Below are 13595 nucleotides of genomic sequence, written 5' to 3' on the forward strand. Positions count from 1 at the left end.
TCTTCGTTGACCGGCATCAGTGCAAGCTGGCCGCGAGCGTCCAGACTGTAATCAATCCATCCCCGACCGCCGGAGAGTCCGCATGACCAGCCTTGTCGATCCCCGTTCCGCCCTCGAAGCCCTGGCCGCCGAATATGCCGCGCGGGCCGAGGCGATCCGCCGCGACCTGGCGCGCCCCTCCGCGGCGGGATTCGCCGAGCAGGCCGTGCAGCGGCAGAACGACGATGTCCTGCGGGCGCTGCTGGCCGAGGCCGAGGACGGCCTGCGGCAGGTGGCGCAGGCCCGCGAGCGGCTGGCCGCGGGGCGCTACGGCACCTGCCGGCTGTGTGGCGAGTCGATCCCGCCGGCGCGCCTGGCGGCGCTGCCGATCGCCGAGCTGTGCGCCAGCTGCGCGGCGGGGCAGCCGCACTGAGCGGCACCCGCGCGGCTCACGGGCGCGGTGGCAGGATCTCGAGGATCTCGATCACCCAGTCGCCGGCCGGGCGGCGCCAGACCACCTCTTCGCCGGGGGCGGCGCCGAGCAGGGCGCGGCCCAGCGGCGAGCCCCAGTTGATCTTGCCGGCGGCGGCATCGGCCTCGTCCTCGCCGACCAGCTGTACTTCATGCTCGTGGCCCCTGGCATCGGCGAAGGCCACCCGGCTGCCGATCTGCACCTGGTCGCGCGAGGTCGCCGGCGGCACCACCAGCGCACTCTGCACCCGCTGGTGCAGGTAGCGCAGGTCGCGCTCGAGTTCGGCGATGTGCTGGCGGTCGGCCTCCTCGCCGCGCGCCTGTTCGGCGGCCAGCGCCTGCTGAGCCGCGGCCAGACGCTCTTCGAGCTGCGCCAGACCGTGGGCAGTGACGTAGTTGGGCTGGTCGCTGACGCTGCGCTCGACCGGCTGGTCGGTCTGCTCGGCGGCCAGTTCCTCGTTGACGAAGGCTCGGCTCATGGCGGTTCTCCTGCAGCAGCGGGCATGTTCCGAGTGTGGCGCGTTTGCCGGCGCCCGCCAATCGCCGTCGCGGGATGGCCGGCCGGATGGTCGTCACGAGGCCTCATCCCGGCGGTCTCGTTCTTGTCATTCGGGGAGGACGGGTCAACAATCGGCGGCAATCAGGTCCGCTCGCGGTCGCGCCAGGCGCGCGAGCGGATCGCCGCAGCGCGGTGCCCGCCCGCCGCGCCCGCCCGTCACTCTCGTGGAACCCCTTGATGGCCGATTTCCAGCAATCCCTGCGCCTGCCGCCCGAGCGGCTCAGCAGCCAGTTCAACGCCGAACAGCTGACCTTCGACAGCACCGACGAACTCGAGCCGTTCCGCGGCGTGCTCGGCCAGGAGCGCGCGGTCGCCGCCCTGCAGTTCGGCGTGGCCATGCCGCGCCCCGGCTACAACGTGTTCGTCATGGGCGAATCGGGCACCGGGCGCTTCTCCTTCGTGCGCCGCTACCTCAAGGCCGAGGCCAAGCGCCAGCAGACGCCGTGCGACTGGCTGTACGTCAACAACTTCGACGATCCGCGCGAGCCGCGCGCGCTGCGCCTGCCCTCGGGGCGCGCGCAGGGGCTGATGGCCGACGTCGAGCAACTGATCGACAACCTGCTGGCCACCTTCCCGGCGGCCTTCGAGACGCCCACCTACCAGCAGAAGAAGAACGCCATCGATCGCGGCTTCAACCAGCGTTACGACCGCGCCCTCGACGTGATCGAGAAGCTGGCCCTGGAGAAGGACGTCGCCCTGTACCGCGACAGCGCCAACATCGCCTTCACGCCGATGAAGGATGGCAAGGCACTCGACGAGGCCGAGTTCGCCCAGCTGCCGGAAGCCGAGCGCGAGCGCTTCCATGACGACATCGCCGAGCTGGAGGAGCGCCTCAACGAGGAGCTGGCCGGCCTGCCGCAGTGGAAGCGCGAGTCGAGCAACCTGCTGCGGCAGCTCAACGAGGAGACCATCACCTTGGCGTTGGCGCCGCTGCTCACGCCGCTGTCGGAGAAGTACGCCGACAACGCCGGGGTCTGCGCCTGGCTGCAGGCGGTGCAGGTCAACCTGCTGAAGACGGTGGTCGACCAGCTGGTCGAGGACAACCGGCCGGACGCGCAGAAGCGCCTGGCGCTGGTGGAGTTCTACAGCCCGAGCCTGGTGGTCGGTCACGCCCTCGACGGCGGCGCGCCGGTGGTGTTCGAGCCGCACCCGACCTACGACAACCTGTTCGGCCGCATCGAGTACAGTTCAGAGCAGGGCGCGCTGTACACCAGCTATCGCCAGCTGCGCCCCGGCGCTTTGCACCGCGCCAACGGCGGCTTCCTGATCCTCGAGGCGGAGAAGCTGCTGTCCGAGCCGTTCGTCTGGGACGCGCTCAAGCGCGCCCTGCACTCGCGTCAGCTGAAGATGGAATCGCCGCTGGCCGAACTCGGCCGCATCGCCACCGTCACCCTGACCCCGCAGGTGATTCCGCTGCAGGTCAAGGTGGTGATCGTCGGCTCGCGTCAGGTCTACTACGCGCTGCAGGAGCTGGACCCCGACTTCCAGGAGCTGTTCCGCGTGCTCGCCGACTTCGACGAGGACATCCCGCTGGTCGAGGACAGCCTCGAGCAGTTCGCCCAGCTGTTGAAGACGCGCACCTCCGAGGAGGGCCTGGCGCCGCTGTCCAGCGATGCGGTGGCGCGCCTGGCCACCTACAGCGCGCGCCTGGCCGAGCACCAGGGACGTCTGTCGGCGCGCATCGGCGACCTGTTCCAGCTGGTCAGCGAGGCCGACTTCATCCGCCAGCTGGCCGGTGAAACGCTGACCGACGTCGGCCACATCGAGCGCGCCCTCAAGGCCAAGGCCACGCGCACCGGCCGGGTGTCGGCGCGCATCCTCGACGACATGCTCGCCGGGGTGATCCTCATCGACACCAGCGGCGCGGCCATGGGCAAGTGCAACGGCCTGACCGTGCTGGAGGTCGGCGACTCGGCGTTCGGCGTGCCGGCGCGCATCTCCGCCACCGTCTATCCGGGCGGCTCGGGCATCGTCGACATCGAGCGCGAGGTCAGCCTCGGCCAGCCGATCCACTCCAAGGGGGTGATGATCCTCACCGGCTACCTGGGCAGCCGCTACGCCCAGGAGTTCCCCCTGGAGATCTCGGCGAGCATCGCCCTCGAGCAGTCCTACGGCTACGTCGACGGCGACAGCGCCTCGCTCGGCGAGGTGTGCGCGCTGATCTCGGCGCTGTCGCGCACCCCGCTCAAGCAGTGCTTCGCCATCACCGGCTCGATCAACCAGTTCGGCGAGGTGCAGGCGGTCGGCGGGGTCAACGAGAAGATCGAGGGCTTCTTCCGTCTCTGCGAGGCGCGCGGCCTCAGCGGCGAGCAGGGGGTGATCATCCCGCACGCCAACGTCGGCAACCTGATGCTCGACGAGCGGGTGATCCAGGCGGTACGCGGCGGCCTGTTCAACGTCTACGCCGTGCGCACGGTGGACGAGGCGCTCAGCCTGCTGGTCGGCGAGGCCGCCGGGGCGCCGGACGAGTGCGGCCAGTTCCCCGCCGGCTGCGTCAATGCGCGGGTGGTCGAGCGCCTGCGCGAGATCGCCGAGATCGAGACGGAGGACGAGGAGGAGAGCGAGGCGGCCAAGGTCGCCCCCGCCAAGGCCGAGGCGGCTCCGGCCATCGCGCAGTCCGGCCAGGCGCGTCGCCTGCGCCGCTGACCCGGCCCCGGCGGCTGGCGATTTTTCGTCCAGCCGCGCGCCGGGGGCGCCGCCTGTGCCTCCGGCCGCGCTGCCCCCGCGGCATGCACAAGGTTATCCACAGATCGCGGGGATAACTGCGACTTTCCATGGCGACGCCATCCGACTAGGATCAATACAGGTCCTCGAAAGGAGCGTCGCCATGTCGCGTCACTTCTGTCTGACCCGGCGCAGCCCGGGAGTCGTCACCCGCATCGAATGCGCGATCCATCCTCTGGCCGGCGGGCAGGGACTGTGGACCCTGCTGTGCGCGGCCGGCCTGGATGCCGCCCAGCCCTCGGCGGTCAAGGCGCAAGGGCCGTTCCACGGCCTCGCCGAGGCGCAAGCCGTACTGGGCGAGATCATCGACAACCTGCGCGGCCAGGGTTACCGCAACGTCGACGAGCCGTCGATCTGGTGCCTGCACATGCAGGCCGAACTGCGCCGGCAGAACGCCGGACGCGGCCACCCCGCCGGCGATTTCCGCTGGGTGCCCTGAGGCCGGCGGTCTGCGCCGGCTCGCGAGCAGACGCCAGCCGGCACCTTTCATTCCAGGCTCATCCACAAGGTTATCCACAGGTTCGCAGGCATCGCGGACTGCCGCGGCCCGGGGCTGGCCGGTATACTCCGCGCTCCCTAGGTCACTGCTGTGCTTCCCCTCATGGAACGACTCATCGAATCCACCATGTACGCCGCGCGCTGGCTGCTGGCGCCGATCTACCTGGGCCTGTCGCTGGCGCTGCTGGCGCTGGCCCTGAAGTTCTTCCAGGAAGTCTTCCACGTCCTGCCGCACGTGTTCGAGATGGCCGAGGCCGAGCTGATCCTCATGCTGCTGTCGATGATCGACATGGCGCTGGTCGGCGGCCTGCTGGTGATGGTGATGTTCTCCGGCTACGAGAACTTCGTCTCCCAGCTGGACATCGCCGAGGGCAAGGAGAAGCTCGACTGGCTGGGCAAGATGGACGCCGGCTCGCTCAAGCTCAAGGTGGCCTCGTCGATCGTGGCGATCTCCTCGATCCATCTGCTGCGCATGTTCATGGACGCGCAGAAGATCGCCAACGACAAGCTGCTGTGGTACGTGATCATCCACATGACCTTCGTGGCCTCGGCGTTCGCCATGGCCTACGTGGACAAACTGACCAAGCACAGTCACTGAGCCGCCGGGTGCGCGCCGCGCGCGGGGTGGTTGTGCTAGTCTAGCCGGCCTTTTTCCCCCCTTGCCTGGAGTTCCCATGGCCCAACTCGACCTTTCCACCGACGAAGCCCGTGTCAGCTACGGCATCGGTCGCCAGCTCGGCGGTCAACTGCGCGACAACCCGCCGCCCGGCGTGACCCTCGACGCCATCCTCGCCGGCCTGGCTGACGCCTTCGGCGGCGCCGACAGCCGCGTGCCGGACGACCAGCTGACCGCCAGCTTCCGGGTGATCCGCGAGCGCATGCAGGCCGAGCAGGCCGCCAAGGCCGAAGCGGCCGCCGCTGCCGGTCGCGACTACCTGGCCGAGAACGCCAAGCGCGCGGGCGTCACCGTGCTGGCTTCCGGCCTGCAGTACGAGGTACTGGTTGCCGGCGAGGGCGCCAAGCCGGGCGTCGACGACCAGGTGCGTACCCACTATCACGGCACCCTGATCGACGGCACCGTGTTCGACAGTTCCTACGAGCGCGGCGCGCCTGCCGAATTCCCGGTCGGCGGGGTGATCCCGGGCTGGGTCGAGGCCCTGCAGCTGATGAACGCCGGCAGCAAGTGGCGCCTGCACGTGCCGAGCGAGCTGGCCTACGGCGCCCAGGCCGTCGGCAGCATCCCGCCGCACAGCGTGCTGGTGTTCGACGTCGAGCTGCTGGACATCCTGTAAGGCGCTCGGTTGCCCGCGCCGCCGGCGCGGGCAACGAAAAACGCCCGTCGCGGCCAGGCCGGACGGGCGTTTTGTCGTGTGCGGAAAACTCAGTGGGTGCGGGCGACCGCAAACTCGGTCAGTTCCACCAGCGCATCGCGATACTCGCTGGGCGGCAGGGCGCCGAGGCTGGCGATGGCGCGGGCGGCGTAGTCGCGCGCCTGGCGAGCGGTGTAGTCGAGGGCACCGGCGGCTTCCACGGCGGCGCGGATGCTCTCCAGGTCTTCGATGCCGCCCTGCTGGATGGCCTTGCGCACCAGGGCGGCCTGCTCGGCCGTACCTTCGCGCATGGTGTAGATCAGCGGCAGGGTCGGCTTGCCTTCGGCGAGGTCGTCGCCGACGTTCTTGCCCAGGGTGGCGGCGTCGCCACGGTAGTCGAGCAGGTCGTCGACCAGCTGGAAGGCGATGCCGAGGGCGTCGCCGAAGGTGCGCAGGGCGGCGGCCTGTTCGACGCTGGCGCCGGCCAGCTGGGCGGCGCTGTGGGTGGAGGCCTCGAACAGCATCGCGGTCTTGCCGCGGATGACCTCCATGTAGATCTCTTCGGTGGTGCTGGCGTCGCGGATCTTCGACAGCTGCAGCACCTCGCCTTCGGCGATCACCCGGGTGGCGTTGGCCAGGGTCTGCATCACCGGCAGCTCGCCGAGCTCGACCAGCATCTCGAAGGAGCGCGCATAGAGGAAGTCGCCGACCAGCACGCTGGGTGCGTTGCCCCACAGTGCGTTGGCGGTGGAGCGGCCGCGGCGCATGCCGGACTTGTCGACCACGTCGTCGTGCAGCAGGGTGGCGGTGTGCAGGAACTCGATGGTCGCGGCCAGCAGGTTGAGCCGTTCGCCGCGCGCGCCCAGGGCATTGCCGGCCAGCAGGACCAGCAGCGGGCGCAGGCGCTTGCCGCCGGCCGAGGTGATATAGTCGCCGATCTTCTCCACCAGGGGGACGCGGGAGGCGAGCTGGCGGCGAATGATGCCGTCGACGGCGGTGAAGTCGTCCGCCACCACGCGGTAAAAGGCCTGGGGTTGCATCAGCTGACAGGGCTCCTCTCTAGTTGCGCGGCATGCTAGGTGCCGGGTCCGGCACTGTCAAGGCAAGCCAGGGTCGCACTTGCCTGGGGCGGCGGCTTTGCGTACAATCGCCGGCCCGAACTTCCCTGGCATTCCCTGCCTTACGCAATGCAGTGGCGACCCTTCCGGCGCGCTGCAGCCATGCTGGCCAATAACTCCTCCACCAAAGCGCCAGGTGAGCAGGTCTAACGGAGACATTCCATGTACGCAGTAATTGTTACCGGCGGCAAGCAGTACAAAGTCGCTGAAGGCGAATTCCTCAAGATCGAGAAGCTCGACGTAGCCACCGGTGAAAGCGTTGCTTTCGACAAGGTGCTGCTGGTCGGCAACGGCGACGACGTCAAGATCGGTGCTCCGGTCGTCGAAGGCGCCAAGGTGACCGCCGAAGTGATCGCCCAGGGCCGTCACGACAAGGTGCGCATCATCAAGTTCCGCCGCCGCAAGCACCACATGAAGCGTCAGGGCCACCGCCAGTGGTTCACTGAAATCAAGATCACCGGCATCCAGGCCTGATCCCCTTCTTTTTACCGGAGTATTGACTCATGGCACACAAAAAAGCTGGCGGTTCTACCCGTAACGGCCGCGATTCCGAAAGTAAACGCCTTGGCGTGAAGATGTTCGGCAGCCAGGCTGTCGTTGCCGGCAACATCCTCGTGCGTCAGCGCGGCACCAAGTTCCACGCCGGCTACGGCGTTGGCATGGGCAAGGACCACACCCTGTTCGCCAAGGTTGACGGCGTGGTGAAGTTCGAGACCAAGGGTGCCTTCGGTCGCAAATACGTGAGCATCGTGGCCAACTGATCACGCGCTTGCAGAAAAAGCCCTGTCTGCCGACAGGGCTTTTTTGTTTGTAATATCCCAGTTTTCATGACCCGCCAGGCGCGGGAGGCATTGCCCAATGAAATTCGTCGATGAAGTATCCATTCACGTGCAGGCCGGCGACGGCGGCAACGGTTGCCTGAGCTTCCGTCGTGAAAAATTCATGCCCATGGGCGGTCCGGACGGCGGCGATGGCGGTGATGGCGGTTCGGTCTACCTGCAGGCCGACAGCAACCTCAACACCCTGGTGGACTACCGCTACACCCGTCGCTTCCAGGCCCAGCGTGGCCAGAACGGCCGCAGCAAGGACTGCACCGGCGCCAAGGGCGAGGATCTCACCCTGCCGGTGCCGGTCGGCACCACGGTGATCGATGCCGGTACCCAGGAGATCATCGGCGACCTGACCGTCGATGGTCAGCGTCTGCTGGTGGCCAAGGGCGGCTGGCACGGTCTGGGCAACACCCGCTACAAGACCAGCACCAACCGCGCGCCGCGGCAGACCTCGCCGGGCAAGCCGGGCGAGGCGCGCGACCTCAAGCTGGAGCTCAAGGTGCTGGCCGACGTCGGCCTGCTCGGCATGCCCAACGCCGGCAAAAGCACTCTGATCCGCGCGGTGTCCGCGGCCAAGCCGAAGGTCGCCGACTACCCGTTCACCACCCTGGTGCCCAACCTCGGTGTGGTCAGCGTCGGTCGCCTGAAGAGCTTCGTGATCGCCGACATTCCCGGCCTGATCGAGGGCGCTTCCGACGGCGCCGGTCTCGGTATCCGCTTCCTCAAGCACCTGGCGCGTACCCGCCTGCTGCTGCACCTCGTGGACATGGCGCCGCTGGACGATTCCGACCCGGCCGATGCCGCCGAGGCGATCATCAAGGAGCTGGGCCGCTTCAGTCCGGCGCTCACCGAGCGCGACCGCTGGCTGGTGCTGAACAAGGCCGACCAGCTGCTCGACGAGGAGCGTGAGGCGCGCATGCGCCAGGTGATCGAACGCCTGAACTGGCAGGGCCCGGTGTATGTGATCTCCGCCCTGGAGCGCGAAGGTACCGAGCGCCTGTGCGGCGATATCATGAACTACATCGACGCGCGCACCCAGCGTCTGGCCGAGGAACCGGCATTCGCCGAGGCCGCCGCCGAACTGGATCAGCGCATCGAGGACGAGGCCCGCGCCCGTCTGCAGGAACTCGACGACGCCCGCGCCCTGCGCCGAGCCGGGGTACGCAGCGCCGACGAGGAATACGACGAAGACGACTTCGACGACGAGGACGACGAGGACGGTCCGGAGATCTTCTACGTCCGCTGAAGTCCGTGACAGGAGGGGCCGTCCGGCCCCTCGAGCCCGAGTGCAAGGTTGCAGAACATGCGTGAGAAGGTGAGCAAGGCCCGCCGCTGGGTGGTGAAGATCGGCAGTGCGCTGCTGACCGCCGACGGCCGGGGGCTCGACCGCGGCGCCATGGCGGTGTGGGTCGAGCAGATGGTGGCGCTGCGGCGCGCCGGGGTGGAGCTGGTGCTGGTGTCTTCCGGCGCCGTGGCGGCGGGCATGAGCCGGCTGGGCTGGAACGAGCGACCTAGCACCATCCACGAGCTGCAGGCCGCCGCCGCGGTCGGTCAGATGGGCCTGGTGCAGGCCTGGGAATCGAGCTTCGCCGAGCACGGTCTGCAGACCGCCCAGGTGCTGCTGACCCACGACGACCTCTCCGACCGCAAGCGCTACCTCAATGCGCGCAGCACCCTGCGCACCCTGGTCGATCTCGGCGTGATCCCGGTGATCAACGAGAACGACACTGTGGTCACCGACGAGATCCGCTTCGGTGACAACGACACCCTGGCCGCGCTGGTCGCCAACCTGGTCGAGGCCGACCTGCTGGTGATCCTCACCGACCGCGACGGCATGTTCGACGCCGATCCGCGCCACAACCCCGACGCCCAGCTGATCTTCGAGGCGCGTGCCGACGATCCGTCGCTCGACGCGGTGGCCGGCGGCACCGGCGGGGCGCTGGGCCGCGGCGGCATGCAGACCAAGCTGCGCGCCGCGCGTCTGGCCGCACGCTCCGGGGCCAACACCATCATCGTCGGCGGACGCATCGAGCAGGTGCTCGACCGCCTCAAGGGCGGCGAGCGCCTCGGTACCCTGCTGACCCCCGAACGCGGCCGGCATGCCGCGCGCAAGCAGTGGCTGGCCGGTCACCTGCAGATGCGCGGCACCCTGACTCTCGACGCCGGCGCGGTGCGCGCGCTGGTCGAGCAGCGCAAGAGCCTGCTGCCGGTCGGCGTCACCGCGGTGGAGGGCAGCTTCCGCCGCGGCGAGATGGTCGCCTGCGTCGGCCCGGATGGCCGCGAGGTGGCGCGCGGGCTGGTCAACTACAATGCCAGCGATGCCCAACGCATCATCGGCCTGGGCACCGAGGCGATCGAGCAGGCGCTCGGCTACCTCGAGGAGCCCGAGCTGGTGCACCGCGACAACCTGGTGCTGGTGTGAGGACGCGCATGATCGCGAGGACGCTGCTCCAGCCGCTGGCCGCCGCCCTGGCGCTGCTCGCCGCCGGCGCCCAGGCCGAGACCATCGGCGAGGTGTCGACGGTGTTCAAGCTGATCGGCCCCAACCACAAGATCGTCGTCGAGGCGTTCGACGATCCCAAGGTGGAGGGGGTGACCTGCTATCTGTCGCGGGCCAAGACCGGCGGCATCAAGGGCGGCCTGGGGCTGGCCGAGGACCGCGCCGAGGCGTCGATCGCCTGCCGCCAGGTCGGTCCGATCCGCTTCCTCGAGCGCTTCGAGGATGGCGAGGAGGTGTTCAAGGAGCGCACCTCGCTGGTGTTCAAGACCATGCAGGTGGTGCGCTTTTTCGACCAGAAGCGCAATACGCTGGTGTACATGGTCTACAGCGACCGGGTGATCGAGGGCAGCCCGCAGAACTCGGTGACCGCCATCCCGATCCTGCCCTGGCCAAAGGCGGCTGACTGATTCCGTGACTGTAGGGTGGGTTAGGCCGCAGGCCGTAACCCACCGAGTGGGCCAGCAGCCCGGCCATGGCGATGCCTGGCGGCATCGATGCTGGGTTACGCCGCTGCGCGGCTAACCCACCCTACGCAGGCGCGGCAACAAAAAAGCCGGTCGGGGCGACCCGACCGGCTTTTTCACGTCCGCAGTCCGGTTCAGAAGCCGGCTTGTTGCACCAGCGCCAGCAGCGGCTGCGGGTAGACGCCGAGCAGCAGGGTCAGGCCGGCCACCGCCAGCAGCATGATGCCGCCGGTCTGCTGCGCCCAGTGCTGCGGCGCGTCGCGGCGCTGCAGGCTGGGTTCGACCAGGAACAGGCTGACCATCACCCGCAGGTAGTAGTACACGGCGATGGCGCTGCCGAGGATCAGCGCGCCGAGCAGCCACCACAGCTGCGCCTGCACGCCGGCGGCGATGACGAAGAACTTGCCGATGAAGCCACCGGTCAGCGGGATGCCGGCCAGCGACAGCATCATCACCGCCAGCACCGCGGTCAGGTACGGGCGACGCCAGAACAGGCCGCGGTACTCGAACAGCGCGTCGGTGTCGCGGCCCTGGTACGGAGTGGACATCAGGGTGATCACGCCGAAGGCGCCCAGGCTGGTCAGCACGTAAGTGAACAGGTAGACGCCGATGGCCTCGCTGGCCAGGCCCTTGCTGGCGATCAGCGCCACCAGCAGGTAGCCGAAGTGGGCGATCGACGAGTAGCCGAGCAGGCGCTTGAGGTTGTTCTGCAGCAGCGCCAGCAGGTTGCCGACCAGGATCGAGGCGATCGCCAGCAGGCTCAGCAACTGGCCCAGCCAGCCGTCGGCGAAGGCCGGCGACACCTGGTACAGGCGCAGCAGCACGGCGAACACGGCCACCTTGCTGGCGGTGGCGAGGAACGCCGACACCGGCGCCGGCGCGCCCTCGTAGACGTCCGGGGTCCACAGGTGGAAGGGCGCCAGCGACAGCTTGAAGGCCAGGCCGATCAGCATCATGCCGACGCCGATCTGCGCCAGCTGGCTGGGTGCCTCGCCGCTGGCGGCCAGGCTGGTGCCGATGGCGGCGAAGCTCAGGCTGCCGGCGTCGGCGTACAGCAGGGCCATGCCGAACAGCAGGAAGGCGCTGCCTGCGGCCGACAGCACCATGTACTTGATGCCGGCCTCCAGCGAGCGGCGGTTGAAGAAGGCGTAGGCGATCAGGCCGTAGGTCGGCACCGACAGCAGCTCCAGGCCGATGAACAGGCCGGCCAGATGCTGCGCGCTGACCAGCACCTGGCCGCCGGCGCAGGCCAGCAGCATCAGCAGGTACAGCTCCTCGCGGTTGCCCGGGTAGCCCTTGCCCGACGCACCGCCCAGGTAGGCGTGGGTCAGGGTGATGCAGGCCAGGGTGGCGGCGAGGATCACCGCCTGGTAGTAGCAGGCGAAGTTGTCGATGCGCAGCAGCGGGGTCACCTCCAGCGGGGCGACGCCGAGGGCCGGGATGAGCGCCAGCAGGGCCAGGTTGAGGCCGGCCACCGAGAGCAGGAAGGTCTGCCCGTGGTGACGCTTCCAGGCGATCGCCAGCATCACCACGACGGTGGTAGCGCCGGTGATCAGCAGCGGCAGCAGGGCGGTCAGGTGTTGAGTGGTGAATTCCATGACGTGACTTACCGGGCCGATTCAAGTTGGGAGAAGGCGGCGCCCAGCCACTGCTGCACGCCGTGCATGCTGGCCGCCGAGGTGTCGAGCACCGGCTGCGGGTAGACGCCGAGCAGGATCAGCAGCACGGCCAGACCCAGCACCATGAGCAGTTCGCGGGAATTCAGGCCGGGCACGGCGGTTTCCGCCTTGGCCGGGCCGAAGTAGGCGCGGTGGATCATGCACAGCGCATAGACCGAGCCGAACACCAGGCCGGTGGCGGCCAGCACGGCGATCCACGGCTGCACCTGGAAGGTGCCGAGCAGGATCAGGATCTCGCCGACAAAGTTGCCGGTGCCGGGCAGGCCCAGCGCCGCGGCGGCGAAGAACAGGCTGATCGCCGGCAGCCAGGGCATGCGTCCCCACAGGCCGCCGAGGGCACGGAAGTCGCGGGTGTGCAGGCGCTCGTAGAGCTGGCCGCAGAGGATGAACAGCGCGGCGGCGGACAGGCCGTGGGCGATCATCTGCACCACCGCGCCCTGCAGGGCCAGCTGGCTGCCCGAGTAGATGGCGATCAGCACGAAGCCCATGTGCGACACGCTGGAGTAGGCGACCAGGCGCTTGATGTCGGTCTGCGCGAAGGCCAGCAGGGCGCCGTAGACGATGGCGACCACGCCGAGGCCCATGGCGATCGGCGCGAACTCGGCCGAGGCGTTGGGGAACAGCGGCAGGGCGAAGCGCAGCAGGCCGTAGGCGGCGGTCTTCAGCAGGATGCCGGCGAGGTCCACGGAACCGGCGGTCGGTGCCTGGGCGTGGGCGTCAGGCAGCCAGGAGTGCACCGGCACCACCGGGAACTTCACCGCGAAGGCGACGAAGAAGCCGAGCATCAGCAGGTACTCGGTGCCCGGCGCCAGCTCGGTCTGCAGCAGGTCGGCGTAGTTGAAGGTCAGCACGCCGCTCTGGCTGTAGTGGACGAACACCAGGGCGAGGATCGCCACCAGCATGATCAGGCCGCTGGCCTGGGTATAGATGAAGAACTTGGTGGCGGCGGTGATGCGGCTCTTGCCGCTGCTGCCGCTGTGACCCCAGAGCGCGATGAGGAAGTACATCGGCACCAGCATCACTTCCCAGAAGAAGAAGAACAGGAACAGGTCGACGGCGAGGAACACGCCGACCACGCCGGCGAGGATCCACAGCAGGTTGAGGTGGAAGAAGCCGACGCGGCGGCTGATCTCGTTCCACGAGCAGACCACCGAGAGCACGCCGAGCAGGCCGGTGAGCACCACCATCAGCACCGACAGGCCGTCGAGGGCGAGGTGGATGTCGATGCCCAGGCGGGCGATCCAGGCGGCGCGGAACTCGTAGGCCCAGCGCGGGCCGGCGTCCGGCGCCGGAGCCAGGGTGAAGTCGGCGGTGCCCCACAGCCACAGGCCGAGGCCGAGCAGCAGGGCCATGCTGGCGAGGGCGATCCAGCGGGTCAGGGCCGCGCCGAAGCGCTCGGCCTGCCAGCACAGCAGGCCGCCGATGAAGGGAATCAGGATTAGCCAGGGCAGAATCATGACGGG

General features: G+C 68.7%; 14 protein-coding genes. 10 read left to right on the forward strand and 4 right to left on the reverse strand.

Annotated features, from left to right (window positions below; genetic code table 11):
- The first annotated feature begins 82 nt into the window (after nucleotides 1–82).
- Nucleotides 83–412 carry a TraR/DksA family transcriptional regulator gene (locus BLT78_RS19525; protein WP_090351568.1) on the forward strand — a complete coding sequence of 110 codons (330 nt, stop codon included), beginning with the start codon at nucleotides 83–85 and terminating at the stop codon, nucleotides 410–412.
- A gap of 16 nt (nucleotides 413–428) precedes the next feature.
- On the opposite strand, the gene BLT78_RS19530 is transcribed toward BLT78_RS19525, so the two are convergent.
- Nucleotides 429–929, reverse strand: a complete 501-nt coding sequence (locus tag BLT78_RS19530; protein ID WP_090351569.1) for a GreA/GreB family elongation factor — start codon at nucleotides 927–929, stop codon at nucleotides 429–431.
- A 257-nt stretch (nucleotides 930–1186) separates the two neighbouring features.
- On the opposite strand from BLT78_RS19530, the gene BLT78_RS19535 reads away from it, so the two are divergent.
- From BLT78_RS19535 to BLT78_RS19550, 4 genes are all read left to right on the forward strand, one after another.
- Entirely contained in the window at nucleotides 1187–3655 is a 2469-nt protein-coding gene (locus BLT78_RS19535; protein WP_090351571.1) for a Lon protease family protein, read from the forward strand.
- Between the two features lie 181 nt (nucleotides 3656–3836).
- Nucleotides 3837–4172 (forward strand): PA4575 family protein, encoded by a 336-nt coding sequence (locus tag BLT78_RS19540; RefSeq protein ID WP_090351573.1) that lies wholly within the window; start codon nucleotides 3837–3839, stop codon nucleotides 4170–4172.
- A gap of 162 nt (nucleotides 4173–4334) precedes the next feature.
- Nucleotides 4335–4829: a TIGR00645 family protein gene (locus tag BLT78_RS19545; protein ID WP_090351575.1), complete on the forward strand. Its 495-nt coding sequence runs from the start codon at nucleotides 4335–4337 to the stop codon at nucleotides 4827–4829.
- A 76-nt stretch (nucleotides 4830–4905) separates the two neighbouring features.
- Entirely contained in the window at nucleotides 4906–5523 is a 618-nt protein-coding gene (locus BLT78_RS19550) for an FKBP-type peptidyl-prolyl cis-trans isomerase (RefSeq protein WP_090351576.1), read from the forward strand.
- Nucleotides 5524–5612: 89 nt separating this feature from the next.
- Here BLT78_RS19550 and BLT78_RS19555 read toward each other — a convergent pair whose 3' ends face one another.
- Nucleotides 5613–6581, reverse strand: coding sequence for a polyprenyl synthetase family protein (locus BLT78_RS19555; RefSeq protein WP_090351578.1), 969 nt, complete (start codon nucleotides 6579–6581; stop codon nucleotides 5613–5615).
- A 240-nt stretch (nucleotides 6582–6821) separates the two neighbouring features.
- Between BLT78_RS19555 and rplU the strand changes: the two genes are divergently transcribed.
- The 5 genes from rplU (at nucleotide 6822) to BLT78_RS19580 (ending at nucleotide 10396) form a co-directional block, all read left to right on the forward strand.
- On the forward strand, nucleotides 6822–7133 hold the full coding sequence (gene rplU / locus BLT78_RS19560) for a 50S ribosomal protein L21 (protein ID WP_090351580.1): 312 nt from the start codon (nucleotides 6822–6824) through the stop codon (nucleotides 7131–7133).
- 29 nt (nucleotides 7134–7162) lie between these two features.
- The gene (gene rpmA, locus BLT78_RS19565; protein ID WP_090351582.1) at nucleotides 7163–7420 is read left to right on the forward strand and encodes a 50S ribosomal protein L27; all 258 of its coding nucleotides are present in this window, start codon (nucleotides 7163–7165) and stop codon (nucleotides 7418–7420) included.
- A gap of 97 nt (nucleotides 7421–7517) precedes the next feature.
- Nucleotides 7518–8735 carry an Obg family GTPase CgtA gene (gene cgtA / locus BLT78_RS19570; protein ID WP_090351583.1) on the forward strand — a complete coding sequence of 406 codons (1218 nt, stop codon included), beginning with the start codon at nucleotides 7518–7520 and terminating at the stop codon, nucleotides 8733–8735.
- A 57-nt stretch (nucleotides 8736–8792) separates the two neighbouring features.
- Nucleotides 8793–9911 carry a glutamate 5-kinase gene (gene proB, locus BLT78_RS19575; protein ID WP_090352428.1) on the forward strand — a complete coding sequence of 373 codons (1119 nt, stop codon included), beginning with the start codon at nucleotides 8793–8795 and terminating at the stop codon, nucleotides 9909–9911.
- Nucleotides 9912–9919: 8 nt separating this feature from the next.
- Nucleotides 9920–10396, forward strand: a complete 477-nt coding sequence (locus BLT78_RS19580) for a CreA family protein (RefSeq protein ID WP_090351584.1) — start codon at nucleotides 9920–9922, stop codon at nucleotides 10394–10396.
- A gap of 191 nt (nucleotides 10397–10587) precedes the next feature.
- Here BLT78_RS19580 and nuoN read toward each other — a convergent pair whose 3' ends face one another.
- On the reverse strand, nucleotides 10588–12051 hold the full coding sequence (nuoN, locus tag BLT78_RS19585; RefSeq protein WP_090351585.1) for an NADH-quinone oxidoreductase subunit NuoN: 1464 nt from the start codon (nucleotides 12049–12051) through the stop codon (nucleotides 10588–10590).
- 8 nt (nucleotides 12052–12059) lie between these two features.
- Complete coding sequence (gene nuoM / locus BLT78_RS19590; RefSeq protein ID WP_090351586.1) at nucleotides 12060–13589, reverse strand: NADH-quinone oxidoreductase subunit M; 1530 nt, start codon at nucleotides 13587–13589, stop codon at nucleotides 12060–12062.
- Nucleotides 13590–13595: the final 6 nt, after the last annotated feature.

Origin of the sequence: Pseudomonas oryzae, from assembly GCF_900104805.1 — a bacterium.
Taxonomy (GTDB): Bacteria; Pseudomonadota; Gammaproteobacteria; order Pseudomonadales; family Pseudomonadaceae; genus Geopseudomonas; species Geopseudomonas oryzae.

Excerpts from the sequence above, each read along its gene's own strand:
- BLT78_RS19525 (WP_090351568.1), top strand. The coding sequence starts at position 83 with ATGACCAGCCTTGTCGATCCCCGTTCCGCCCTCGAAGCCCTGGCCGCC.
- BLT78_RS19530 (WP_090351569.1), bottom strand. The coding sequence starts at position 929 with ATGAGCCGAGCCTTCGTCAACGAGGAACTGGCCGCCGAGCAGACCGAC.
- BLT78_RS19535 (WP_090351571.1), top strand. The coding sequence starts at position 1,187 with ATGGCCGATTTCCAGCAATCCCTGCGCCTGCCGCCCGAGCGGCTCAGC.
- BLT78_RS19540 (WP_090351573.1), top strand. The coding sequence starts at position 3,837 with ATGTCGCGTCACTTCTGTCTGACCCGGCGCAGCCCGGGAGTCGTCACC.
- BLT78_RS19545 (WP_090351575.1), top strand. The coding sequence starts at position 4,335 with ATGGAACGACTCATCGAATCCACCATGTACGCCGCGCGCTGGCTGCTG.
- BLT78_RS19550 (WP_090351576.1), top strand. The coding sequence starts at position 4,906 with ATGGCCCAACTCGACCTTTCCACCGACGAAGCCCGTGTCAGCTACGGC.
- BLT78_RS19555 (WP_090351578.1), bottom strand. The coding sequence starts at position 6,581 with ATGCAACCCCAGGCCTTTTACCGCGTGGTGGCGGACGACTTCACCGCC.
- rplU (WP_090351580.1), top strand. The coding sequence starts at position 6,822 with ATGTACGCAGTAATTGTTACCGGCGGCAAGCAGTACAAAGTCGCTGAA.
- rpmA (WP_090351582.1), top strand. The coding sequence starts at position 7,163 with ATGGCACACAAAAAAGCTGGCGGTTCTACCCGTAACGGCCGCGATTCC.
- cgtA (WP_090351583.1), top strand. The coding sequence starts at position 7,518 with ATGAAATTCGTCGATGAAGTATCCATTCACGTGCAGGCCGGCGACGGC.
- proB (WP_090352428.1), top strand. The coding sequence starts at position 8,793 with ATGCGTGAGAAGGTGAGCAAGGCCCGCCGCTGGGTGGTGAAGATCGGC.
- BLT78_RS19580 (WP_090351584.1), top strand. The coding sequence starts at position 9,920 with ATGATCGCGAGGACGCTGCTCCAGCCGCTGGCCGCCGCCCTGGCGCTG.
- nuoN (WP_090351585.1), bottom strand. The coding sequence starts at position 12,051 with ATGGAATTCACCACTCAACACCTGACCGCCCTGCTGCCGCTGCTGATC.
- nuoM (WP_090351586.1), bottom strand. The coding sequence starts at position 13,589 with ATGATTCTGCCCTGGCTAATCCTGATTCCCTTCATCGGCGGCCTGCTG.